This window comes from Prevotella sp. (assembly GCF_051059605.1).
Lineage (GTDB): Bacteria > Bacteroidota > Bacteroidia > Bacteroidales > Bacteroidaceae > Prevotella.
In genome coordinates, this window is record NZ_CP050883.1 from 1,944,328 (window position 1) to 1,970,171 (window position 25,844).

The 25,844-nt window shown below is 35.7% G+C and carries 17 protein-coding genes; 4 read left to right on the plus strand and 13 right to left on the minus strand.

The features are described 5' to 3' along the window. Positions 1-397: 397 nt before the first annotated feature. The 4 genes from HEQ28_RS07805 to HEQ28_RS07820 all read right to left on the minus strand — a co-directional run bounded on the left by HEQ28_RS07805 (position 398) and on the right by HEQ28_RS07820 (position 3,467). Positions 398-970, minus strand: coding sequence for a porin family protein (locus HEQ28_RS07805; protein WP_434501709.1), 573 nt, complete (start codon positions 968-970; stop codon positions 398-400). Between the two features lie 130 nt (positions 971-1,100). Continuing rightward, positions 1,101-1,805, minus strand: coding sequence for a hypothetical protein (locus tag HEQ28_RS07810; RefSeq protein ID WP_434501710.1), 705 nt, complete (start codon positions 1,803-1,805; stop codon positions 1,101-1,103). A 38-nt stretch (positions 1,806-1,843) separates the two neighbouring features. Next, the gene (locus HEQ28_RS07815) at positions 1,844-2,494 is read right to left on the minus strand and encodes a DUF5036 family protein (RefSeq protein WP_434501711.1); all 651 of its coding nucleotides are present in this window, start codon (positions 2,492-2,494) and stop codon (positions 1,844-1,846) included. A gap of 262 nt (positions 2,495-2,756) precedes the next feature. Next, positions 2,757-3,467 carry a DUF5036 family protein gene (locus tag HEQ28_RS07820; protein WP_434501712.1) on the minus strand — a complete coding sequence of 237 codons (711 nt, stop codon included), beginning with the start codon at positions 3,465-3,467 and terminating at the stop codon, positions 2,757-2,759. Between the two features lie 389 nt (positions 3,468-3,856). On the opposite strand from HEQ28_RS07820, the gene crcB reads away from it, so the two are divergent. Beyond that, positions 3,857-4,234 (plus strand): fluoride efflux transporter CrcB, encoded by a 378-nt coding sequence (crcB, locus tag HEQ28_RS07825; protein WP_434501713.1) that lies wholly within the window; start codon positions 3,857-3,859, stop codon positions 4,232-4,234. Positions 4,235-4,236: 2 nt separating this feature from the next. Next, positions 4,237-4,602: a DUF190 domain-containing protein gene (locus HEQ28_RS07830; protein WP_434501714.1), complete on the plus strand. Its 366-nt coding sequence runs from the start codon at positions 4,237-4,239 to the stop codon at positions 4,600-4,602. A 20-nt stretch (positions 4,603-4,622) separates the two neighbouring features. Here the strand turns inward: HEQ28_RS07830 and HEQ28_RS07835 are convergent, their stop codons facing one another. The 5 genes from HEQ28_RS07835 to HEQ28_RS07855 all read right to left on the minus strand — a co-directional run bounded on the left by HEQ28_RS07835 (position 4,623) and on the right by HEQ28_RS07855 (position 14,593). Further along, the gene (locus HEQ28_RS07835; protein ID WP_434501715.1) at positions 4,623-6,569 is read right to left on the minus strand and encodes a glycoside hydrolase family 97 protein; all 1,947 of its coding nucleotides are present in this window, start codon (positions 6,567-6,569) and stop codon (positions 4,623-4,625) included. Positions 6,570-6,578: 9 nt separating this feature from the next. Further along, entirely contained in the window at positions 6,579-9,119 is a 2,541-nt protein-coding gene (locus tag HEQ28_RS07840; RefSeq protein WP_434501716.1) for a glycoside hydrolase family 31 protein, read from the minus strand. A gap of 91 nt (positions 9,120-9,210) precedes the next feature. Further along, on the minus strand, positions 9,211-10,521 hold the full coding sequence (locus tag HEQ28_RS07845) for a glycoside hydrolase family 43 protein (protein WP_434501717.1): 1,311 nt from the start codon (positions 10,519-10,521) through the stop codon (positions 9,211-9,213). Positions 10,522-10,722: 201 nt separating this feature from the next. Then, positions 10,723-13,209 carry a glycosyl hydrolase 115 family protein gene (locus HEQ28_RS07850; protein ID WP_434501718.1) on the minus strand — a complete coding sequence of 829 codons (2,487 nt, stop codon included), beginning with the start codon at positions 13,207-13,209 and terminating at the stop codon, positions 10,723-10,725. Between the two features lie 16 nt (positions 13,210-13,225). Further along, positions 13,226-14,593: a glycoside hydrolase family 43 protein gene (locus HEQ28_RS07855; RefSeq protein ID WP_434501719.1), complete on the minus strand. Its 1,368-nt coding sequence runs from the start codon at positions 14,591-14,593 to the stop codon at positions 13,226-13,228. A gap of 289 nt (positions 14,594-14,882) precedes the next feature. Between HEQ28_RS07855 and mutY the strand changes: the two genes are divergently transcribed. Further along, positions 14,883-15,899 carry an A/G-specific adenine glycosylase gene (mutY, locus tag HEQ28_RS07860; RefSeq protein ID WP_434501720.1) on the plus strand — a complete coding sequence of 339 codons (1,017 nt, stop codon included), beginning with the start codon at positions 14,883-14,885 and terminating at the stop codon, positions 15,897-15,899. A gap of 130 nt (positions 15,900-16,029) precedes the next feature. After that, positions 16,030-16,695 carry a hypothetical protein gene (locus tag HEQ28_RS07865; RefSeq protein WP_434501721.1) on the plus strand — a complete coding sequence of 222 codons (666 nt, stop codon included), beginning with the start codon at positions 16,030-16,032 and terminating at the stop codon, positions 16,693-16,695. 1,224 nt (positions 16,696-17,919) lie between these two features. On the opposite strand, the gene HEQ28_RS07870 is transcribed toward HEQ28_RS07865, so the two are convergent. The 4 genes from HEQ28_RS07870 to HEQ28_RS07885 form a co-directional block, all read right to left on the minus strand. Next, positions 17,920-20,028 carry a family 43 glycosylhydrolase gene (locus HEQ28_RS07870; protein WP_434501722.1) on the minus strand — a complete coding sequence of 703 codons (2,109 nt, stop codon included), beginning with the start codon at positions 20,026-20,028 and terminating at the stop codon, positions 17,920-17,922. A 219-nt stretch (positions 20,029-20,247) separates the two neighbouring features. Then, the gene (locus HEQ28_RS07875; RefSeq protein WP_434501723.1) at positions 20,248-22,860 is read right to left on the minus strand and encodes a hypothetical protein; all 2,613 of its coding nucleotides are present in this window, start codon (positions 22,858-22,860) and stop codon (positions 20,248-20,250) included. A 31-nt stretch (positions 22,861-22,891) separates the two neighbouring features. After that, positions 22,892-23,824 (minus strand): BT_3044 domain-containing protein, encoded by a 933-nt coding sequence (locus HEQ28_RS07880; RefSeq protein WP_434501724.1) that lies wholly within the window; start codon positions 23,822-23,824, stop codon positions 22,892-22,894. Between the two features lie 29 nt (positions 23,825-23,853). Then, on the minus strand, positions 23,854-25,836 hold the full coding sequence (locus HEQ28_RS07885; RefSeq protein ID WP_434501725.1) for a RagB/SusD family nutrient uptake outer membrane protein: 1,983 nt from the start codon (positions 25,834-25,836) through the stop codon (positions 23,854-23,856). Positions 25,837-25,844: the final 8 nt, after the last annotated feature.

The following is a 25,844-nucleotide window of genomic DNA, read 5'->3' on the forward strand; positions in this document are numbered from 1 at the left end:
TTGTTTTTTTACATGTTGTCAATATTTGGGCACTTGCTATATTACACATAAATATAATTATAAATAACAAGGTCAATCGAATGTTAGTAAGCTGCATATTTTAAAGTTTATAATTGTTTTTCCGTTTTACAAAGTTATACTATTTTTTAATACTCTCCTATTTTTATTGCAGAAATTTATAAATTAATGTTGGTTATGGATTACTAGATAAAATCGATTATATAAACTTAGCAAAATCTTTCTTTTCAGTTTCATTGAAAAATATATCATTTTATTGTCATAAGCAGTTATAACGTTGAAGAATAACGACTCCATCGTCATAATAGCTTTATCTTAGAAAATAAAATGCTTATCATTAAGCCTTCGTGACGAAATGACAAGCAAATATTTGTTTACGTTATAATCCAAATTTGTAACCTAATGTGATTTGGAATACACTATTTTTCTGATTATATCCCTTCATGACATCAGTAAGCCCATAATTATATCTTGCATCCAAACATATATTTTTATATTCGTATGACAAACCTACAGGTATAGATAAATCAAAAGAGTGAGTCATTGAAGAACTTATATTGTCATGGATCTTAAATCCAGGTTGAATACCGGCTTTAACTGCTAACCCCTTAAACAAATAGTAATTAGCAAGAATTGGAATATTAAGATAATCCATTTTAAACTTATAACGATACATATTACCATTCGCTGGTTGTAAGTCATATACCATAGAATTATTACCCTGCTGTGAATACATCAAACCTAATGATATGCCAAACTTATCAGTAACAGCATATTGTCCTTCTACTCCAAAAGAAAGGCGAGCATAACTATCCTGCTGATAAGAATCGCCACGCCATGAAGCAATGTTTAAACCGACTTTGGGTTGGATTGTAAAATCACCCTGAACTTGTTGTGCATTCATTTGTTGAAAACTAACAAATGCCAACATTAATAAAATAAACTTTTTCATTTCTACTAATTTATATTAAGTAAATCTATTATTATAATCTATATCAAAAACTTTACAGCATCCTATATTAAAATATTTGAGAGAACAATTCATTTATCTTTTCCGTCAGAAATAAGAATAGTAATGAGTTTTATAATCTATAATGAATGGCAAGGTAGACTTCATTATTAAACTTGTGATTATCAAATACAAGTTTCTGCCCTTCTACTACAATATTTCTGGCACTTCCAAAAACATCATAATCAGATACTCTATAGCCAAGCGACAAACCCCATATCCCACTCTCCAAATTCGCAGAAATATTCACGAAATTATAAATATTATATACACGGTTACTATTTGATACTCTCTTTTCATCATCCGGAATGAATTGTCCTTTTTCTGCTGGAGTGTAAATCACAAATCCTGAAGCCCTATTTGTAAGAGGCATTGTAAGACCATACCCGATACTGAAATTAAGATTATCACCAACATTGTCCAATCTAATATTTGGCGTATATAGTTTCGCTTGTGGTTGGAAAGCAAAATGATAAGAAAAATCCGACAAATCATCTGTTTTCCAATTATGGCTATGATCTATTGTCTCTCCTCGGAATATATGATCTTTACCAAAAGATATATCAGTAAATCTTAATCCAGCAGATACTCCTAAATATTTTATGGGACGGTATTCCATATCAACATCTACATCCCAAGAATTATAAGTTCCTACAGCACCCGAAAGCGAAATGTCAAAAGGTCTATATCTGTCTTCGTCATTGTCTTCTGCAGACACAGTCATAACCAAACTTAAAAATATAGCAGTAAATAAATATCTATAATTAGTAAAAAACATGTTAGTATATTATTGTTAAGTAAGTCTATCTTAAACTCCTACTCTACTTTAAAAACTAATGACGTAAATACATTGCCTGAGCGAATATAAATATCATAATCTCCATACGGTCCATTTATTTTGTTTATAGGGTCCTTTTGAATTATTTTCAACACACCATTACTAAGACTGATATAAAAATACTTGGAATGATAATAAGCATATTCTGTTGCATTACCAACATTATATGATATTTCATCACCAACATTTAACATACTCCCCATCATTGTATTTTTTGCAGGAAGTTTGTCGTCAGAGACTATCATACTCTTATATTTTACCTTCGCCCCCTGAATTGATTCATTTGAAGATATATTAGATTCTACTAGCAACTTATAATATGCAGAACCTACAAATATAGCTTGTTGGCCTGATGGAAAAGTCATGAGACTTTCAGGATCATAAAGACAATACAAATGATTAGGTTCTGCAGCAGCCTCTCGTATTAAAGAGACCAAATCTGGTTGCGTTTCCTTGTCCAAAGTTCCTGCTGGAGCTATATACCACGATTCACTTTGAAAATTGTTGTTCTTATTAAGAAACACATCAGAATTTCCAATAAATGTTTTACCATTTACTTCATTCATCACGTTTAGCGTAACTGCATCTTGAAATTCATCAGTATCGTCACTACTACAAGCACAAAACATTATGCTTAACATTGCAAAAATAAAACTACACTTTACTTTCACGGTTTTTAATTTTAATGCCTTCTTATAGCTTCGGGCCGTGCTTATAATCAAATATAACCTCCTCAAAAGAGGATACTTACAAACACGATTATTACATGTGCATTATATCATGGTTATGGTTAATGCTTTATAAATAAATATCCGACAGAAAGTATTGAGAATACTTTCTGTCAAAATATTTACCTTTCGAAATGTATATATATGGTTAAGTAAGTCTATATTAAACTCCTACTTGAAAAGCTAATGATGTAAATACATTACCTGAGCGAATAAAAATCTTATAATCTCCATACGGCCCATGTATCTTGTCAACTGGCTTTTTTTGAATGATCTTCAATACACCATTACTAAGACTTATATCAAAACAATCTTGATTATAAGATAAAGCCTCATCAAAAGCATATTCTGTGACATTACCAACATTATATGATATTTCATCACCAACATTAGCCATACTCCCTATCATGGTGTTTTTTGCAGGGAGTTTATTATCTGAAACTATCATTCTCTTATACTTAACCTTCATTCCTTGAATTAAGTCATTCGAAGGGATATTGGATTCTACTATCAGTTTATAATATTCAGAGCCTAAATATATAGCTTTTTCTCCTGATCGGAACGTTATAAAACTTCCTGAATTATAAAGACAATACAAATGATTAGGTTCTGCAGCAGCCTCTCGTATTAAAGAGACCAAATCTGGTTGCGTTTCCTTGTCCAAAGTTCCTGCTGGAGCGATATACCACGATTCACTTTGGAAATTGTTGTTCTTGTTAAGAAACACGTCAGTATTTCCAATAAATGTTTTACCATTTACTTCATTCATCACGTTTAGCGTAACTGCATCTTGAAACTCATCTGTATCGTCACTACTACAACTGACAAGGCAAAGTAAGAACAAGATATAACTATATTTTAAATACTTATACATACAATTTATTTTGATTCTATTAAGATTATTTGCGTTATTATTTTGTACAGCAAATTTATTAAAAATAAGAATACAGTAATTGATTATTTTTGATTTTAACCTTTACATATTTTACATATTTTCCCATATCACTGTCTATCAATAACATACAGAAGACACTAAAACAACAACAGTTTTATTTTATTAACATTTAAAATCAAAATATTATGCTCAACAGTTTATAATTATAAAGAGATGTGAGTTATACGGTATGGAGAAGAGCTAAGAAAGTTGAGACGTTGCTTAGTGATGAGTTAAAATTCATGCTATAACAAATAGGTTTTCGTCATTTTGATGCTGTTAAACCAAATATTTTTATTTACTTTGCAATGACAAAATAATGATAAACTATGATTAGAACTTTATTTTATATTGGCCTTGGAAGTTGCACAGGTGGCATTTCACGCTATTTGCTATCTAAGTATGTGCAAAATATGACAAGTAGTGGATTCCCCTTGGGAACATTCATTGTAAATATCCTAGGATGTTTTATCATAGGACTTCTTTACGGACTGTTTGATCGTGGCAACTTGATGAATACCAATCTGAAGTTGTTTCTTACAGTTGGTTTCTGTGGAGGTTTCACAACATTCTCTACTTTCATGGGAGACAATTTCCAACTGATAAAGGCTGAAAATTTCTTCTATAGTTCTGTATATTTGGGAGCTAGCATCATTTGCGGCTATCTGTTATTGTTTCTAGGTTATTCACTCATTAAATTAATATAGTTATGGAATCAAGTTCAAAAGCAAAAGTCTTAAGATTCTACGTTAGCAGTACTGATGTAGTGAAACATATTTCTGTTTACGAAGCAATTGCTGTTGCGGCCAAAGAGCATGGATTAGGAGGAGCAACTGTGTATAAGGGTATTATGGGATATGGAACAAGCAGCAAACTCCACTCTGATAAATTCTGGGAACTCATAGACAAAGTGCCTGTCATCGTTGAAATTGTTGACACAGAAGAAAATATAAACAGCTTTCTTGATGTAGTGCTACCTTGGATTAAACTACTACCAAAAGGTTGCATGGTTACATGTCAGGACACAGACGTTATCTTGATTAAAAACGGACAATCCCCTTCATCTAAGAAATAGAGGAAAGGGATTGCTATTTATTATTCTGCGGTATTTATTACAATACCACCATTTTGTGGAATACTTATCGAAAGTTTTCTTGTATTCTTGACTACTTTTACTGAGCCTTTCAAAGAAGCATCATCAGTATATATCATCAACTTCTTTGCACCAGCAAGCATTGATAGATCTATCGTTTTCTTTAAGGTCTTGCTTTCTGCATTTACACCTGCAATATACCATTTGTCACCATGTCGGCGTGCTAAAACTATATATTTACCAGGATAACCATCTATGTATTTTACTTCATCCCACGTAGTAGGAACATTCTTCATGAAGTCAATAGCCCATGAAGGAGCATCTTGAAGATTGTTTGGTGCTAACGCAAAATGCTGTACTGCACTTTGGAACAACACTGCTGTTGCCAAAGCATATACATCAGAAGTAACACGATGATTACCATGCTTATTATCAGCATTATAATACTTGTTAAGTGCACTACCTCCAAAGTCCATACTTCCTATTGTGTTACGGACGAAAGGATGAATACAGGCATTTACAGCCTCACGATTGCAAAAATCCTGAGAGAAGTGAAGATTTTCACTTGCCAGAACAGCCTCACTAGCTGCATAGTTAGGATACATACGCTCCCAACCTCTAGGAATTGTACATCCATGGAAAATAACTTCAAGTCCGTAGTCATTGGCATCTGATAGTATACCTTCATAAACCTGCATCATGATTTGTTTGTCACCTCCGAAGAAATCAACCTTAATACCTTTTATACCAGTCTGCTGCATCCATTTCATTTCCTTTTTGCGCAAGATAGGATCATTCATTATTCCGCGTGGAGACTGAAAAGCATCATTCCAATAACCATTAGAATTATACCACAGATATAGTGAAACACCTTTTTTAGCACCATAAGCCGCAAGTTCTGCAATCTTATCACGACCAATCTGAGTATCCCATAATGCATCTACAAGTACAGACTGATAGCCCATAGCAGCAGAGAAATCAATATATCGCTTCTGTTCGTTATAGTTGCAACTAGCGTCCATACCTATAATCCAACTCCATGAACCTTTGCCATAAGTATATTCCTTAGACGGTTCATATTTTCTTTCAACTACATCGAAAGGAACTGTTGTCTCAACAATATTTGCGAGAGTTGTTCCTAAAGTTATAGTACGCCAAGGAGTCTTACCCGGCAAAGAGATTCCTGGAGATACAGTGCCGTTACCATTACATTCTCCACTTTGTGGGAATCCTAAGCGATAAGTTCCGTCAGGGTCTCCCAAAAGTCTTCCTGCGCAATAACCTCCGTCGACACCAGTTTCAGAAACAAGTATCCAACCATCATTCTGATTTTTAAACAAGCAAGGGAATGTGTAGCCTTCACCCCAACCGTTTTTCCCCATTGCATCATCAAGAGTATATGATGTCTCATAACTTGGAGATGTGCCAGCAAATCCACCCATCGGTTTAGCTTGCGGACAAAGGAAAGTAGTACTTCCTGTTGCAGGCTTAAACTGTGTCAGCTCTTTTGTTATAGTACAGCTAAGATGTGCACTTGTAGGATGAATTATATATCTGAAAGCTACATCACGATTGCTAACTCTAAAGATAACATCAAGCACATTTACAGAATCACGATAAAATTTACAAACAGCCTCATTGGCTACATAATGCACATTGCTCTGCTTGATGTTGGGCAATGAATAATTTTCATCTAACTTTGATGTTTTTACATCCTTCAGTCTTAGATTTTCTGAATAGTCAGCATAATTACTTACAACACCCAGAAGAGAAGGTTGTATAAACACTTTATCGCCATATTTAACCGCATATTGTGGTTTTCCATTATCATCAGTAACAGTCACACATATTTTTCCATCAGGACTTTTTATAACATTGTTTTGTTCCTGAGAAAAAGCCGTAACACACGAAAGAATTATACTACAAAATAAAAATAATGCTCTTTTCATATTTATTACTTAAAATCTTAAAATTATTTTCTTACCAGAATATGTTATTGTTTCTGATACGTTCTGACTTTCGTTATTTATATAAACAAGTTTAAGCGTACGCTTCTTACACATACCTTTGAAAGTTCCCTTTCGCTGTCCTATTTCAAGGACGCGGCTGTTGTCTTTCCATGTTATTTGATAAGTAGAATATGCACCCTTCTCGTAATTATAACTTGTTCCGTCATCTTCATAAACAGTAAACTTTCCGTCAGATCCGCCATAAATACGAATCTCCCAAGGAGCATCACGCTCTTCAGCAGTGCTCTGAACAGAAGGTCCTAACGGAATTATAGAACCAGCTTTTGCATATACAGGTATTCGTTCCTTTACTATAGGCATTTGATATGTATCGCCACCAGCATACATCTTATTAGTAACGAAGTCATACCATTTTGTATCTTTTGGAAGATAAACTGGCATCTGACTTATTCCCTGTTCAAATACAGGAGCTACTAACAAGGACTTACCAAACATATACTCAGTTTTTTGTCTCAAAGCCAACTCATCATTGGCAAAATCCATAATAAGCGGTCGCATAATAGATATTCCTTCCATTAATACGGCGGCGGCATTTGTGTAAATATAAGGTAATAGTCTATAACGCATATCCAGACACTGTCGTGCATTGTCAGATACCTTTGGACCGTAATTCCAAAATTCTGTATTAGTCATATAGCCATGCACACGCATCAAAGGTAAATATACAGAAGTCTGCATCCATCTCATGAAACGTTCATGATAAAGAGAATCATTGTATTGATTGCCAGGACGGAAGAAACCTCCAGCATCATAAGTCCACCAAGGTATTCCAGCAGACATTAATCCCAATCCTGCTGTTATCTGTCGTTTGAATGTATCCCAATCATTGCCAACGTCACCCGACCAATTGGCAATGCTATAACGCTGTATTCCGGTATAAGCACAACGGGTAAGTATCATCGTACGTTGCATTGGATTATCTTTACGACAACCCTCATAAACAGTTTTGTTTACCAGCAGCGGATAAGTATTTCTGAATATTTCGCCAGGTGTTGTACCATTGTTGATAAATCTTCCACTCAAGTCATCATTCTCAGGTTCTGTTGCATCCTGCCACCATGCATCAATACCATAAGGTTTAAGCATACGTCTGCTGAAATTACTCCAATAAAATTCAGCTGCCTTTGGATTGAAGAAGTCAACCCAATTTGTATTCGGAATAAAATATCCCAAACTGTCCAATTCGTGTCCTAGTTCTGTTTTATGGTCAGTATTAGACCAAACAGAAACCATAAACTTAATACCCATAGCATGAAGACTGTCTGTCATGCTCTTCACATTAGGATATCTGTCTTCGTCGAACCTCATGGCATTCCAACCATATTTTCCCCAATACTGCCAATCCTGAACCATCATATCTACAGGGAAAGACTCTTTTCGGAATCGCTTAGCTGTTTCTAATATCTCTTTTTGTGAATTAAAACGTTCACGGCAATGGATGTAACCCAGTGCCCATAAAGGCATAATAGGAGCTTCGCCAGTAACCTTGCGATAAGCAGCCATAGCCTCATCAGCATTACCAGCAAAGACGGTATAGTCTATGCTTTGAGCAACTGGCGAACGAAACACGGTCTCATCTATCACCTTATGGAAATAGAGTGTAGGCGAGTCGTTGTTTGTAAGCTGTGCTTTAACATGATGAATTCCAGCTGATAAATGTGTAATAACAGAAGATGTAGGCGGAAGCCACAGATTTTCCATGTTTATCAGTCTTTGTCCGTCAATCTCAAGATTCAGTTTTCTAGCCATTTTCTGGCCTACATCAAGAAGAAAAGAATATTCACCTTCTTTATCAACATTTATATCAGCTTCGAATACATTACTTTCACGTCGCTCTTTTTTATTTCCATTTGTTGTCGTGACATCAACCTCTGTTACATCTCCGCTCTCAGCATTTTTCTTTAGAGCAACCTTATTATCAGAAGGATTAAAATCTACCAGACCGTAATTATTCCACAGTAATCCATATCCCTTATTTGATAATATCATTGGTATAGAAATCTGCGTATTCACCTGAGTAAGTCGTCGTGAAAGTCCACGAACGTCAAGATATCCATCCTGAAACTGTCCTAATCCATATTGATGCTCGTCTGACGGAGAAACAAAATGCTGTTCAGCAACGTAAGTTTTCTCTTTACCGAGAAAAGAATGATCCAGACTGCGTCCGTTTTCAGCAAGAATCTGTTTGCCATTCTTGCCTAAGTATGCTATTAATCCAGTATTGCGGTCTACTTCTACCGTAATATTCTTCAGACAAATAGATATTTTATCTTTATTATTCTCTACATTGAATGTTGGATTTTTCAAGTTTTCTACATACACCAATTCTGGCATAACACGATACACCTGTTTGCTGAATGTCATTCTTACGGCATTATCAGTAAGTGGTTGTATCGTTATAGTTCCGTCTATGGTCGTGATATCTACACGTTTATTATTTGCAGCATATCGCAAAACTTTCTGCGACATTGCTGCAATAGAAACCTGTAAGAAAACTATGACGATTAAAAATACCCTCTTGTTCATATAACATTTATGATTATGACACGTAAGTAAAATATCAAAGTTTCTTCATCTGCCAATAATCCAACTTAAACAGTTCTTTGTCTACACTGCCCTTGAATATTAGATATAAATCATGTATACCACTAGTTTTTATCATACTAGCGATATATTCACGCCATTGATTATTTTCACCAGAGATCTTACAAGTACCTAAAACTTTACCATTCATACCATCAATGCGGATTTCCACATTACCTCCATTCAAAGGTTCAGCATTTATAGTTATATTCTTTGCACCTTTACCGAAGTCAACACCCTTCAATAGTATATAATCACCATTGTGGATATCATTTACAGCAACACGATTATTCATCTTCTCTGCCTTCACGCCTTTACTCCAAGCCATAGTCTCAGCTTCTACACGCTTATAAGGATTAAGGTGTCCGATCTGTGCCACGCCTTCCTTGGTCCAATATGGTACTTCCTCTATTGTTCCGTCTTTACGATAATGCATTTCTGCAACAGAAACAGAACGACGCTCATGATGCTCCATTATACCATGGGCATGCATAAGGTCATAGTTGAGTCCAAACACATAAGATTTTCCTTTATAATCCATTATTCCAGGATGGTTTCCCCTACTCTTATCTGTCGGCGCCATTATATAGTTTTTGAATGTCCACGGACCTGTAGGAGAGTCACTCATCGCATATCCTATACCTTCAGGGCAACATGTAGAAGCGTATGCTAGATAATATTTACCTGCACGCTTATAGAACCAAGGACCTTCCTGATAATGAGCAGGACGAGCTACTTTATGAATTTCTCCAGAATATGAAATCATATCATTATTAAGTTTTACATAATATGGGTCTGGATTACCCCAATACATATAAGCTTGTCCATCATTGTCAATGAACACAGTAGGATCTATATCATTCCAATTTTCTTTCTGCCAAACAAGCGGTTTGTTTATCGGGTCAACAAATGGTCCGTAAGGACTGTCTGAGACAAGCACTCCTATGCCATTGCCATGAATAGGACAATACATATAAAACTTGCCATTGCGGGCAACGACTTGTTCTGCCCATGCGCCATTATCAATTTTAGTCCATGCAAAACTTTTAAGTGAAGCAACAGCTCCATGATCTGTCCAGTTTACCATATCAGTAGAGGTAAACAACAGCCAATCTTTCATCAGGAATCCGTCAGCATTGTCCTCATCATGAGTGGTATACAAATAGACTGTGTCCTTATATACCATAGGGGCAGGATCAGCTGTGTATTTTGTTGTAAGAATAGGATGTTGTGCAAAACAACCCAAAGAGGATGTTGCCAACAACATAAAAGATAAGATCCGTTTCATTATTTTAAGTATTAATTATTAATATGCAAAGTAACTAAAAAAGCATTGAAAACAACGCTTAATTTGTTTCCAATACTTTTTCTGATATATCATAGTCATCCTTATTACGGCAAAAATGAAGAATTATCACCTTATTGGATAATCACATCAAGACTACCGCAGATAAAAGACATCATTTTTTTAGATACAATTAGACTCAAATTATTCATGTACATATTCTGATTCCTTCAGATAAAGACGTGTTTTCTCATACCCACCACAATCTACTACTAGCTTTTGGAATACAATTCCAGGATCTAAAGGAGATATTTTCAACGTATGTGGTTCTTTCTTTGGAATCATATCTATATTAAATGCTACTTCTATAATACGAGCTGCACCTGTGGGATACATCTTTGTATAACAATGTGCCCAATCGAAATCATTATTGATATTCATACTTTGCTCCTTTCCTCCGTCAACAGAGATATTAATTCTATGTCCAGTCAAATTAAACGGCAATGTTGCCCCAAGCACTAGATAAAGTTTAACATGGCTGAGTGTTGAATCAGTTTTCATTTTATATACTAACGAGCAACCATCAGTAGCTTGAGTATAAGGAAACAATGCAATACTAGAGTTAGTTCTCCCCAAATCTGGTATTACTCCCCAATGAACTTTATCATTAGTCAGAGCCTTATAGTAATGTTCCGCCTCCACAACAACAACGCCATTCCTCTGCTTAAAGATTAGTCCACCCTCATTCTTTGCCTGCGGATCTAAACGTGATACACTAGGCATAATATTATTTAAAGGAGCATCCCAAGAACTATAGCCAATATGAACCTGATCCATCATATGATTCCATTTGCCACCTGCTATATTGTGATTATAATCATAACTTAATAAAGAATCTCTTTTAAAAGCCTCTTCTACTTTTGATGCCCAATAATAATTCTCTTGACGTTGATTATTATTAAAAGCTTTTTTATTCATAGCTAAAGCATAATACATCTCATACAAATTTGCCATAGCCTGAACTGGGTATAAGATCAATTCTTTATAGGCATCACGATATTCGTCTTTCAATGTAAGATATTGTCTTAATGCATGTGCTTCTAAAGCTAAGAATTCATCTTTGACAGACTTAAATTCACCAGATTCTAAATTATAAGTTTTATCATCAAGCATCTCGGCGCTCACTCTACTGCAATATTTACAATATTTATCAAGTATGAAAGCCGCTTCTTTAGCCTGCTGCTCACCAAACTGCTGTGTACAGAATCTAAGAGAATAATCATTGATATTATTCTCATTAAACTGCTTTGGATTCCAAGCCATATCAAGGAAAAAAGACATTGGGTATTCCATCGGTTTTATATCACCAACATTCAATATCCACATTTTATCTACACCATAATCATAAGTAACTTGTAATTGCTCCCACATATGTTGGATCTGTGTCATATTTAGCCATTGATATGCACGTGGCGCTCCATGTAAGTCTACATGGTAATACATTCCATATCCACCAGGATGTGATTTACCTTTAATATTAGGAAGTCTGCGTACATCCCCCCAATTATCATCACACAGCAGTATCATTACATCATCAGGTATTTTCATACCTTTATCATAATAATCAAGGACCTCACTATACAATGCCCACACTTGAGGAGTTTTATAGGCTGGTTTACCTGTTACTTTTTCTATTATTTTACGTTGGTCAGCAACAATATTTTCCAACACTTTCGTATCAGTGTTAGGTCCCATTGGAGCATCACCATCACCTCGCATAGCTATAGTCACTACATCTTCAGTACCTTTTAGTCTACTTATGCCTTCTTTAAAGAATTCATCCAAACGTTTTTTATTGGTTTGATAATTCCATTCACCATATTTTTCTCTGTTACGAGCATATTCCTGATGATTGCGTCCCATTGGCTCATGATGAGAAGTTCCTATTATTATCCCCATATCATTTGCCAATTTACTGTTAAGAGAATCATCAGCATAAAAAGCACTATTCCACATAGCAGGCCATAAAAAATTAGCTTTCAGACGTAACAACAATTCAAAAACATGCACATACATTTTACTATTGAAACCTCCATATTTTTCTGTTGCCCAATTTCCCATTGCCGGCCATTCGTCATTGATAAATATACCACGATACTTAACAGATGGTTCTCCATCAGTATAACAACCTTCCTTGACAAATATTTCATTATGTTTTTCAGCTGGTACATCCGCCCACCAATTCCATGGGAATACACCAATCTGACGTGATAGTTCATATATTCCATAAATAGTACCACGTTTGTCGCTTCCTGCTATAATTAATTTACCATCAATTGTCGTTATTATATATTTTTCTTTTTTACCATTCAGCAAACGACTATCAAGCTTATTTTGTTTTATAAGTGTATCGATATAACGACTTTTGCCAATTGTTCCTATTATGATATTTGCGTTTATTGACTCCTTCACATCTACACCTGTTACTGATTTGATATCTTTTTTAAGATTATCCACTGCTATACTCACCCCTTTATAATCTTTAATATCTTGGAGTATAGTTGGTTGTGTATACTTATCTACAATACGTACTGCATGTGTAGCCTTTGAAAAAACGACAAATTGCGTAGCTGATTTAATATGTATATTACATATTGCAAATAAAAGTATGATTAAAGAAAGTCTTCTCATAATAATAAACTATATTTTATTTAAACTGCCACCAATCAAAGTTAAACAATTTAGCACCTTGATTACCTTTAAACAAGAAATACAAATCGTGTACACCTGTTATCTCTTCATTTAGATTCGCGTCTACAGTTTGCCACTTTTCCCAACCTCCTGTATAAGGAGCTGTTAATGTACAAAGTAATTTTCCATCTGGCTTATCAGCATGAACTTCAATTTTTCCTCCTTGCAGAGCACTAGCTACACTTGCTGTGAATGTTTTTGGAGATGTAGTTCCGAAATCTAACACACGCACAACAATGGAATCGCCGCTATGGATACCACTTACATAAACGCCAGTTTCTTCATTCTGTTCAACCTTTACGCCCTTAGAGAATGCCATTGTCTCTGCTTCAACTCTATTTTTAGGGTTCATAGTTCCTATAGGTTGTACTCCTGCGCTTGTAGGCAGGATAGTTGGGAACGAACCATCCTTGTTATATTTAAACTCTTCTATAGCGACACTGCGATCAAAGCCTCCACCCTTAGGAAGCTTACCTGTATGATAGAAGAAATAAGAATGTCCCTTGAAATCAGTAACTCCACAATGATTTGTAAAACTACCTGTATTTGACAAAGGCATTACCTCACCCATATATTTCCATGGTCCAAATGGCTTCTTAGCCATAGAGTAAGCAATATGTTCTGGCACCCCACCAGCAGCATACAACAAATAGTAGTTTTTATTGCGCTTCATTAACCAAGGACCTTCTGTATAGCTATCTTTGTATTTCACCCCTTTCTGTCTGTCACGGAATGAAGGACCACCGAAACTATTTTCATCTTGCGGAATATTTTCAATCTTTCCATCAATGCTTACCATATCCTTATTCAACTTGCAGAAATAAATACGTGGATTTCCCCAACATAGATAAGCCTGACCGTCATCATCTAGCATGACTGTTGGATCAATGTAATCCCAGTTACCGTCAGCAAGCGGTTTGCCGATAGCATCCTTAAAAGGTCCTGTAGGACTGTCACCAATAGCGACACCTATTGCCATTGCACCACTCAATTTAGAATGTGCGCATACATACCAATAATATTTACCGTTTCGCTTTATAGTCTGTGCGGCCCAAGCTCTTCCATCTGCCCATGAGAATGATGCCAAAGATAATGGAGAACCATGATCTGTCCAGTTAACCATATCGGCACTTGAATAAACACGCCAATCGTTCATCCAGAAGAAGTTAGCATTGTCTTCATCATGACCTGTATATACATACATTCTGTCACCGTCTGCCATTGGTGCAGGGTCTGTTGTATAATTTGTCTGCACAATAGGATTCTGAGCAAAGCTGGCAGCAGAAGCCGTTGCCATAAGCATAGATAAAAGTATTCTTTTCATTTATAAGTATAGTATTAATAAAACCATTTGCAAAATAACATAAAATATTTTAGAAACAACAATCACAATGTTTCTAAAACTTTACACCCTGTATCATTTTTTGCTCTAATTTGGTTAATTATGCATATTTAAGGCTGATTCTCCATATATTTTTGTGAACTGTAGAATTTGAGGATATGTCATTTCAAGCAATGCATAAGCAGAAGAGTCTTGAAAAATAGTTTCAAGAAAAAACAATTATCAAGATTTTATTGTACCTTTGAAAAATGATAAAGCGCAAAAGAGAGACATGACTAATAATAATTTCACATGGATATTGCTCAAATGGTTTGAGGAAAATGGACGCGACTTACCGTGGCGTGAGACGAAAGATCCGTATGCGATATGGTTGAGCGAGATAATTTTGCAGCAGACACGCATTCAACAAGGTTATGCCTATTGGGAAAGGTTTATGCAACGCTTTCCAACTGTGAACGACCTTGCTGAAGCAACAGAAGACGAAGTGCTACGCTATTGGCAGGGATTAGGATACTATAGCAGAGCACGAAATCTACACACTGCCGCCCAACAGATTGTAACATTAGGTCATTTCCCGAATACATTTGAGGACATCAAAAAACTAAAAGGAGTAGGCGACTATACAGCAGCAGCCGTTGGTTCCATTGCTTTCAACCTACCTGTTGCAGTCGTGGACGGAAATGTTTACCGTTTGCTGTCACGTGTTTATGGAATTGAAACACCTATCAATTCTACAGAGGGGAAAAAAGAGTTTGCAGCATTAGCGCAATCATTATTATCAACAGACCAACCAGCGGCTTTCAATCAAGCAATGATGGATTTCGGCGCTATTCAATGCACTCCTACCTCACCACACTGTCAAGACTGCCCTTTGTCGGAAAGATGCGAGGCATTCCGCTCTGATAGGATTGGATTATTGCCTGTAAAGATTAAGACTATTAAGATTAAAACAAGACATTTCACGTATGTCTACCTGCGCTATCAGAATCAGACTGCAATCCATCGACGTCCTGCAGGCGACATTTGGCAGGGATTATGGGAACCGCTTCTGATTGAGGACGGAGAGATACCAGATTTCAAAGGAAAACTTACATTATTAAAGAAAGAAGTGAAGCATGTGCTCACACATCAGATTATTTATGCAGACTTCTATCTTCAAGAAACACAAAGTAAGCCAGAATTACCAAAAGACTTTATTTGGATTAACGAATCCGAACTAGACAATTATGCTATACCACGTCTGGTTGAAATACTGACAGAGAATTTAAATCTCCTCAAAGGTAAGTAGTGAATAATCACAAGAAATATCTCTGCGGATTTAAAGCTATTTTATAAAGTTCCCCCAAATGCTGAGAAATGACAAATTAATCGTATCTTTGCATCAAGATAAAAACAAATTGTAATTTAACAACAAGATAATGAGATCAAAAGACTTAAAACCGTCTGAAACGGCAAAGATATTAGTGATAGGTGAAGATTCTAATTTACAATGGTCCGACACAGCGACCGAAGTAGCCATGTTTGCCGACTATTATTTTCGCAGTTTTCCGGAAGATGACGGAGAACGTAGTCGTAATGTGGAAGCACGCAATTTATTCAGTCATATAGCTTTCGTCACTCTCAATAGTGTCAAGCCCCAAGAGATATACATTACTAACTTGTGTAATGACCAGTTAACTCCTGCTCCGAGGGGAAAAAGAGTTCTTATCCCAGAAGAGTATGCTATTAAGGGACTGTCTCATATCGAATGGCTGTTAGAACAATATCCAACAATCGAATATGTGTTGACCATGTCTTTGCAAACAAATTATTGGTTACAAAAATTGGGATTCTATGGCGACGACAATAAATTCATAGAAGAGGCTCAACCACGTCGTAAAGGTCTTGAGGATATGTCAGCACCTTTCTATCAACCGGTGAATGGAAAAGCTTTCGAATCCATCTGCGGCAATATCTATAATGCTAAAAATCATCCTGTCAAGGTGATACCCATCCTTGCAGCCAAAGATTATCCTCTGAAAGGAAGAAACGAAGAGCTTTACACAGAGGCTTACGAAAAAATAAGAAACTCTTTTCGTAAATAAATGCTGCATAATCCAGTTGAATTTAGGTAATTATACAGTGGATAACCCGTTGGCAGAATTAAATTAGCATGTATTTAACCCATTCTGCAGATCACTGGTCAACGCTGTCAATAGATATTGAATAATGCATATCGGGATTTGGTGAGTGATATTAAGTGACATTATCGGGGTAAAAGTGAAATTGAAATCTCACCATTTTATAGCGAATTTCTAACAAATATACAAGACTCATTTTGTTCATTCTCATTCCATTCTTCCGATACTTGAAACATGAGTCAATTGAGTCTTGAAAATACATGCTACATATAAACTATTTCCTTCTGCATATACAACTCTCCAAATTGCTTAATCATGATTTTTTCTTACGTTTCTATAAGAATTTGTTACTCGAAAAAACAAAAATACTAAAAAGGTTCAAAACGAACAAAAAAACTCCACTTCACGTGTAAACATCTATCCTACAGTTCGTTAACCAGTGGAGGTATACCTACACTATCATCCACTATCATCCACCTTTTTTGGCAGAAAAGCCTATGTTTGCGTAAGGACTACACCATATATGTTTAATTACCCGAAATATAATAAAATAAAAATTATTTACTTATAAGTATTATCAAGACGTTTCTTTGATGAATTAAAAACGTTTGATCATAGAAACAGAAACTTTATATCGTAGGAATGGAACACCGGTAAATCCAATAGAAAAATAGTATCGTAAATCCACGATTTATTAAAAGTAACAAAGCACACAAGCATAACGATCTCATTATTCGTTTTCTCGAAATACGAGATAGTGATAAGACCCTAATCACTCTGCAATTTACGAAGCAATACAGAGTGATTAGGGCCTTATCACTAAATAAAATACATAGAATTTTTCCACCCTATACTCTGAATCAGAGTACAAATATGAAGCAGAAGCCTATCCATATTTTGGAAAAAATCGCCAAAAGTAGGTGCGTTTCGGCTTTTAATGTCACTTTTACCCCGATAATGTCACTTAATGTCACTCGTCAATCCCCGATAAACAAAGGGTTTGTGACAAAGTGACATTAGTGACATTAAAAAAACTTTTCTGGTAGAGTGTCTTTAGCCGGAATAGGTTTACATTTGTTATTAAATAAGTTGTCTAACCTTACCTGATTTGTTGTCATTCAATCCAATATGGTTGTCACCTTCCAGAATTAGTTGTCGGTTGATGAAAATTTTGTTACTAATATTTTTTTATTTTACTATTTCATATTTTAATACGCAACCGTTCTTTCTATCAGCATCAGCTCCTTGACAATCTGCAGAATAAGGACTTCCGTCATCTGGATGCTTACACAGATAGTGCTGCGTCTTCATAGACAGAAGCATAAACTGATTACCCAGCATATCCTGCCAAACAAAATCTTCTGCCTGATTCTTGTCTGTAGTGAATCTTACATCACCCGACATTCCGATTCCGGCAATATACACATATCTTCCGTCTGCACATTTCAAGTTCACCTTTCCGTTGCCTTTGTCAACTACGACAAACTGCGAATGACTTCCATTGCTATCACTTGATCCTTGCCATGTAGAGTGCAACATTCCATGAGGCATGGCATAAGCAGGACTATTATCAGCAAGATTGAATATCTTTATTGTCTTACCATAAGGAATATTACCAGAACGGTCTGCCATAGGTTCATCTACTATGAAATCGTCAAAGTCAGCATATCCTCCATTATTTCCCAGTGTGTTGTAAGCATAAAGGGCTGTACGAACTCCTTGGAATGTACGCATCTGATATGATGATATGATTGTGTCACCAATATTTGTCCATGTTATATTGTCAAGAGAATAAGAATATTTTAATTTGCTCTCATCATAATTGCCCCATAATCTTAACCAAACAGTCTTTTTAGTCAACGGCTGTTTTATTTCCTTATTCGTATTCTGATCATACCAGCGAATATACATCTTACCCGCTGACTTTACTATACCCAACAATGCACTTGGAGCGTTGATAACTCCCAATCCACAATTGTCACCATCTTTAATTCCTGATAAGTCAACCTTTACAGATGTCGTACTAACCGGTCCTATCGCACGCTGTGTAAGTGAATTCTTCGCCCACAACAGTTGGTTGGCAAACATTGAATGCAATCTCAGTACGCCCTTCTTTTCTGACAGCGACCACTTATTTTCAACAGGGTTATGATTCCATTGCCATATTGGTTTCAAGGTTTTACCTTCAAAATCATCACATCTATCATAAGGTGCTTCTGGTAAAGGAGTAGAATTATTAGGTTTGAACCATGTTCGTGGACTACGTCCCAAATTCTTTTCAAGACCGAAATATGGCCATCCATCAACCCAAGTAACTGGTGACAGACAAGTTGTACGTCCCACAGCATTGAAGTCCTGCATAGAAACACCCCACCATTTACCATCTTCAGCCTGTACAATACCACCCTGATGAATAGTCGAAGCCGATAGAACAGTCGGATTCGGTTTGTTTTGTGTAAACTTAAAACCTTCCTCAGGTATAGGACTTCCTAAACTTACGTTGCCAGTTGTCCAAGCAGCTGAATATCCAAACGATTCACGGGCACTTATTACACAAGTCTCATAAGGTCCGAATATATTCTTGCTTCTTGCACACTGCATTCTCCCCATTGGAGAATAGTCTGCAGAGATGATATAATACATCCCATTTATTTTATATATATGGTGTCCCTCTCCCATTGCATTACCTTCTGGAATGATTATTCTTTCAGAACCTTCTACTGGTCCGCTCAAATCTGGCTTCAACTGAGTACAAGTAACATTGCCATACTTATGTATTGCGTATATCTTACCATCATCATCAAACAACACAGACAAGTCGTATATATCTCCTTCTATGCGTTTATGAGTCCATGGACCATTAATGTTATCAGCAATATACACATGAAGTCCATGACCGTTTATATTAGAGAAAACATAAAACTTACCATTATGATAACGGATGCAGGGTGCCCATATTCCCTGTCCGTAAACAGTCTTCCCTTTATCAAGATTAAACTCAGGAATATTTCTATCGAAACGATCAAAACAATATGAGGCAAACTTCCAGTTAACCAAGTCTGTAGAATGCAATATGACAATTCCTGGAACGCAATGCATAGTAGTGCCAGCAAGATAATAATCCTTTCCAACACGAATTATGTCAGGATCAGTAAACTCATCATAAAACAAAGGATTAGTATATGTTCCATTACCATTGTCTGCACTCCACGACTTATGCATTATGACTTTTTGCTTGTTACCCGCAGAAACATTACTTACAGATAATAATACTAAAAATAATAGTTTAAATTTCATCTTAATCTATATTATTTCATATATACTTTATAAGCTACAGCCTCATTGAAAAAATATTCTTAGACACATTTATAAACAACATATCAGCCATTACTAACAACATTTTTTAGATATTTCTAGTTAGTCATTAATATATTGTTTTTAGTTATTACGATTCCTAATAAGGCATTTGCAAATGTAACAATAAAAGCCACCACAATAGAAATTTATATGTTACATTTATTTATGCTCATGAAACAAATATTGCGAATAACTATCATATTTAACATTATAGAACTCATTTTTATCATAAAGAACTGCGTCAATTAATACAGAGGAGGTATTTGATGAATTATACAAATCAACTGTTACTTCTCCATTATTGTCTGTACATAAATTCGGATTCCAATATAACGTTCGGCGCTTATCAGAAGCATTTATCTTCTCTGGCTCATATTGCGGCGAATGAAACTCAACAGGTGCACTATATCCCTGCACAAAAGTATGTCTGATGCCACGTGTTCTGCCATTATGCTTTTCTGCATCCCAGTCTTCATCTGTAGTTATTGAACATATAACAACATCATTGATAGAGTTAATGTCATGTTCATTATTCAACTCTATTCCAGACCAATAATCGGTCTGCTGTTTCCTCGTCATATTATTACCACTAATATTATAAACATCATCGTTATTGCCTGTATTATCCTTATAAAGACACATTGACTTAATCTTATCTACGTCATTTTTTATAAAAAGGAAGCCTACTTTTTGACCATTTACATAAAAAGTTATAGGCATATTTTTATAAGTAATAGCATCAGAGTGATTGCTATTGTAGGCACTAGTATCTGTATCGGAATAATACGATATGTTTACATGAATATTATCATTCAACTTTTCAAGCAAATCAGGTACATCCATAATTTCTCGACCTTCATCTCGTTCATTATCTATGAATCGTCTTACATCATAATAACCTATAAGATTGCGATTGAATATCTTTGTAAAATTATTCACATTTAGTTTTTTCTTTCCTAAGACAACAACATCATCGAGGATTATCGCACTATCAGCCAAAGACTTATTATATACAGAATCAACAGCCATAATACTCTTTTTGTTAATTAGTATATTGTCCCAAACAGGATGAGTCTCTTGAAAATCAAGGTTCCTTAAAGTTGGAGCAAAATTTCTGGATAGCAATACATTTGCCCAACGATTATTTTGCTTTCCATCTTTTTTCGTTTGTATGAATGTTTCTGCCACACCTTCAAGATTATCAATCGGGACTTTAAAACTACCAGTTGAGTCTGTGGTAATCATTCCAGCATAATAATTAGAATCTTTGCGCAACACAAAACTAGTATTCAGGTTCTTTTGTAGTTTCCCGAAAAGAGACTTTACCTGTCCTGTAAGTTCCAATCTATCTTCTGGCATATATTTTGGTGGATTGTTGCCACTATATATTGAAGAATAATCATATTTTCCAACAGCCCGAACAAGTAATAAATTGTCTAATTGCCTTCTTCTATTTACATTTTTGTCTATCAGGTAATAATGTGGCGACTCTACATATCCTCTTAATTCAGATGTAAGTGCAAATTCTGTTGTAACATCATTATCATATTGCTTATAATCAGACAGAATATCATTTCTAACAGACATTGACAATCGAGTGTTTCTAATCGGTTTATTGTCTTCATCCGTGAATTTCAATTTACATGTTATTTTTTCATAAGGTTTATATATTGATTTATCAGTAGATACCATACTATTGATTCTTTTTGAAGAATATATGAAACACGGACGGTCACAGATTACTTTTCCAATAGAGTTTACCAATAACACATGGCAAACACCAGCAGTAAGCCCCTTTGTGTCAATATGCAAACTGATGCTATTGTTGTCCTTGAAATACAATTCATGATACACTAAAGGTTCAGATTTTGAAAAGACAAACAATGCTATAGGTTCATTTTGTGCAACAGATCTACGGCATACGGATAATTCGAGCACGCTATCACGGTTATCAACATGCATAACATAACCTGAATCAACAGCCATTGGTTGGAAAAACTGGTATTCTTTACCTTTGTATTCAACCTGCACGTATGATGGTTTATCACCAGGGTAATACATAAAACTACCCATTCCATTATGTAATGAAGTTATAGGGGTCATAGCCTTGCCATTTTCATCGCATAACATGCCTTTAATATCAACAAGCCCACTATCTTTGCTTTCTGTTTCAAAAGCCACCATTGAAGGAATACCTTTAACCAGTTGTCCTCCTTCAGGGAAAAAGCGCATTGATAAATATGGAACTTTCACAATGGGACGTTTATTCATACTATTGTCCAAACCATAACTTGCAATCGTTCTTGGCTCTTGAAAGTTTCTTCTTTTATTATATACTGGTATAACTTTTGAAAAACAAGAATTATTAAATCCAAGCATCCATTTTGTGAACGCTCTAACTTCAAAATAGCCTGTAAAGAAAGCATTACTCAAAGGTATACAACAAGTCCCTTCTCCATTAGACAGTTTAACGATTCGCCTATCAACAACATTTCCTAGCTGATCAAGCAATTCTATATAAAGAGGTCTGCTTATTCTACTCAAACTATCCTTAGATACATCTACAACATACGCCTTTATCCATATTGAGTCTCCCTGATAATAACTAGTATTATCAAAATGCAGAAATACTTTTTCACCGGGACATGTTTCTGAATAAAGGCGTGCATTATCAAACAATCGTACAAAAGCATTTCTCTCCATAGGCATAGCGCCTATGGAGAGATGCGAAACAACCCAAGCTATAATTACAAAGATAAACTTTTTGCTCATATAGATTTTATTAAAAATAATCTACTGATTCTCATTTACTTCTCTGTTCTTCGATCCAATCTTTTACGATTCGTAATTCATCAGAAGTCTTGCGTTCCTTATATAAGTATCCTACAGTCTTCCAATGGTCTCCCGTAGAAGGATCTACATATTCATACCACAATTCATATATCTTCATATCAGGATGATAAACGCCGCCACCAGCTATGATATTAAACTTATCAAATGTAGAAAAAGACAAAGTATTATCATCGTTAACCTTTATTTTAAAGGTATAAGAAGAACGATAATCCTGATTCTTTGGCGTTCCATCATTCCATTCATTACGATAATGGAACATTCTTATAGTCTTTCCATCGTCGATAGCAGAAAGGTAACGAGGCATCACATAATTCAAAGAGTCATTTGAATTACTCAAATTCTTAATCATGCCATCCATATAATACTGTCCCGAATAGTTATTTGCCAAACTAAATCTAACCAAAACAGTAGTATCACCTTCAGCAATATCATAGGCTGAAGTAGATTTAACACGAAGTCCCATCATATACATAGAATCACATTCAAGGCTCTTGGGATTTACATAGATATCAAATCTACCTGTAGCATTCCCTGCCTTTACAGTAATATTCTTGTTAGGTATAGAATAGATATCATTAGAAAGGAAATTAAAATGTCTACCTTCAGCTGACAACTCCCTATCGTTATACTTCATTACCGCAGCAGAGTCCTGACCTATAGTAGCCATCACATCCTTAGATAATGAAAGCGAACCGCTTACGCCTAAAGACATGCTAACGGTATCTTTATCATAGGAAAGATCTAGAGACTTATACAATATCTTCTCGTGAGCACCCACAATATATACTTTTTGTGGATATTGATCGTTGTCCAATGGCCAATCGTAATCACAACTTGATAATGTCACTACAGCCATAAATAATACGAATAATATTTTTTTCATTGTTATGTCTAAATTAAAATGTGCACAATTTATTCCCATCCAGGATTCTGAACTAATCTCTTGTTACGCTCCAATATACCTTGGTCTATTGGATAGAAATTCATCTTGTTCTTGAAAATTCGTTTCATCGTTTTCTCTGTATTCCAAACTTTTACAGTATAGAATTGTCTGCGTTCTGCCATTTTAGCAGAGACATCAAAACCGGTAACAGGTTTATTATACTCAGTATAAGCATCTTTCCATCTGCGCAAATCATAATAACGATGATCTTCAAAAGCAAATTCCACTCTGTATTCCTGTTTCAGTAAAGCCTTCATTGTTTCATAATCAGCTGCCTGAGTATCGGTAATTCCTGGTAGGCCAGCACGATATCTTACCTGATTGAAATAAGACACCATTTGAGATACATCTCTAGAGATTGTATTTCCTGTGTCAGGATCCTTATATGGAGACTTCAATTCATTCATAGCCTCAACATATCCCAATAAGACTTCAGCATAGCGTACTATTGGGTATGTTTTAGTCTTCACATCGCCCTGCCAGCTACGAATATCCTCTTGATTTACCCATTTACGAGATGTATAACCAGTACGATTATAGTCAACCTTTACAGTACCTGTAGGTTGTGCATTACCGTCTTTATAATATGTACAAACAAAATTCTTAAAGTTTTCTGTTCCTCTATACGAAGAACAAGGCCATACACAATAGTTAAAACCAATTGACGCATAAAAACGAGGTTCACGATTATCATCACAATGAGCTCTTTCTGGTGCCAAAACATATTCTCCAGAGAAAGATTTGCCCTGACCGACAGCCTCCCAAGACTTTTCATCATCAGTAGCTTCGCTGAACTGTCTGCCATCAGCCATCCTATAAGAGTTTATCATATCCTGAGTAACACTATATCCATTAATTCCACCGAGTGTATTAGGATAAACGATCCAATCGTCATTACCATTATTACGAGTGTAGAAATATATCAGCTCCTTGTTATGCTCAGGTTGGACTGTTCCATCAAACAGTGATTTATAACTCTTATATGGATCAATGTTGCCCGCTCCATTAGGGAAATCAGAATGTGACACCGTTGAAGGTAATTCAAGAGTTCCCGAAGTGTGAGCGTTACCATCTGTACGTTCCACTGTGTTAAGTGCGTATTTATTCAGATCAATAACCTGCTTATATACTGCTGCTGCCAGTCCCCATCTTGTATTATCATCCTGTTGAGAGATAAAGGGAGTCCCATCAGTGCGCTTCCAATCAGCATAATAGGTATTTCCATTAAACAAAGGGCTTGCCCAAGTTAGCAACACACGAGCTTTCAATGCAAGCGCAGCACCACGTGTTGGCAAATACTGAAAAGCCACCTCGCGCTCCAAAGGTAGATTGTCGGCTGCCTTTGTGAAGTTACCAACTACGTATCTTACACAATCGTCATAAGAAGAGCGCTCTACAGAAGCTTCATTAGCTGGTGTGTCGGAATCATAAGCCTCATCAGGTTCAATAGGAACAGGACCGTAAAGTCTCATTAACTGATAATAGAAATAAGCCCTTAAGAAATATGCACGTCCCATGTAATCACGCAACTCATAATCAGTAAGTTCTTTACATTCGTTTATTCTCTTTAAAAGAATATTGGCTTTTCTGATACCTTTATAGTAATTTTCCCATGGATTAAACTTTGTATCGCGTGGTGTCACCTCATCAATAAGTAGATACTCACCTCTGTGATTGCCGTCAGCCCAAGGTACAATAGCTTCATCTGCGGCTAGTCCACTTGGCGAATAAGCATCGGTAGACCAAATTATTGATTCATCAGGCAAGAAAGAAGAAGAACCATTAATATACTGCGTGAGTCTGTCCTTTGAAATGAAAACTGAATCGATAGTAACTTGGTCATATATATATTTATCAATATCCAGAAAAGACTCACAAGAGCTGTTTATAGCTATGCCGGTGATAGCCATAAAACCACAAGATATCTTTATTACTTTATTTTTAAATTTCATAGCTTTTG

What these genes read in the sequence shown, in the direction of transcription:
- HEQ28_RS07805 (WP_434501709.1), bottom strand. Translation starts at nt 970, where the DNA reads ATGAAAAAGTTTATTTTATTAATGTTGGCATTTGTTAGTTTTCAACAA.
- HEQ28_RS07810 (WP_434501710.1), bottom strand. Translation starts at nt 1,805, where the DNA reads ATGTTTTTTACTAATTATAGATATTTATTTACTGCTATATTTTTAAGT.
- HEQ28_RS07815 (WP_434501711.1), bottom strand. Translation starts at nt 2,494, where the DNA reads ATGTTTTGTGCTTGTAGTAGTGACGATACTGATGAATTTCAAGATGCA.
- HEQ28_RS07820 (WP_434501712.1), bottom strand. Translation starts at nt 3,467, where the DNA reads ATGTATAAGTATTTAAAATATAGTTATATCTTGTTCTTACTTTGCCTT.
- crcB (WP_434501713.1), top strand. Translation starts at nt 3,857, where the DNA reads ATGATTAGAACTTTATTTTATATTGGCCTTGGAAGTTGCACAGGTGGC.
- HEQ28_RS07830 (WP_434501714.1), top strand. Translation starts at nt 4,237, where the DNA reads ATGGAATCAAGTTCAAAAGCAAAAGTCTTAAGATTCTACGTTAGCAGT.
- HEQ28_RS07835 (WP_434501715.1), bottom strand. Translation starts at nt 6,569, where the DNA reads ATGAAAAGAGCATTATTTTTATTTTGTAGTATAATTCTTTCGTGTGTT.
- HEQ28_RS07840 (WP_434501716.1), bottom strand. Translation starts at nt 9,119, where the DNA reads ATGTCGCAGAAAGTTTTGCGATATGCTGCAAATAATAAACGTGTAGAT.
- HEQ28_RS07845 (WP_434501717.1), bottom strand. Translation starts at nt 10,521, where the DNA reads ATGAAACGGATCTTATCTTTTATGTTGTTGGCAACATCCTCTTTGGGT.
- HEQ28_RS07850 (WP_434501718.1), bottom strand. Translation starts at nt 13,209, where the DNA reads ATGAGAAGACTTTCTTTAATCATACTTTTATTTGCAATATGTAATATA.
- HEQ28_RS07855 (WP_434501719.1), bottom strand. Translation starts at nt 14,593, where the DNA reads ATGAAAAGAATACTTTTATCTATGCTTATGGCAACGGCTTCTGCTGCC.
- mutY (WP_434501720.1), top strand. Translation starts at nt 14,883, where the DNA reads ATGACTAATAATAATTTCACATGGATATTGCTCAAATGGTTTGAGGAA.
- HEQ28_RS07865 (WP_434501721.1), top strand. Translation starts at nt 16,030, where the DNA reads ATGAGATCAAAAGACTTAAAACCGTCTGAAACGGCAAAGATATTAGTG.
- HEQ28_RS07870 (WP_434501722.1), bottom strand. Translation starts at nt 20,028, where the DNA reads ATGAAATTTAAACTATTATTTTTAGTATTATTATCTGTAAGTAATGTT.
- HEQ28_RS07875 (WP_434501723.1), bottom strand. Translation starts at nt 22,860, where the DNA reads ATGAGCAAAAAGTTTATCTTTGTAATTATAGCTTGGGTTGTTTCGCAT.
- HEQ28_RS07880 (WP_434501724.1), bottom strand. Translation starts at nt 23,824, where the DNA reads ATGAAAAAAATATTATTCGTATTATTTATGGCTGTAGTGACATTATCA.
- HEQ28_RS07885 (WP_434501725.1), bottom strand. Translation starts at nt 25,836, where the DNA reads ATGAAATTTAAAAATAAAGTAATAAAGATATCTTGTGGTTTTATGGCT.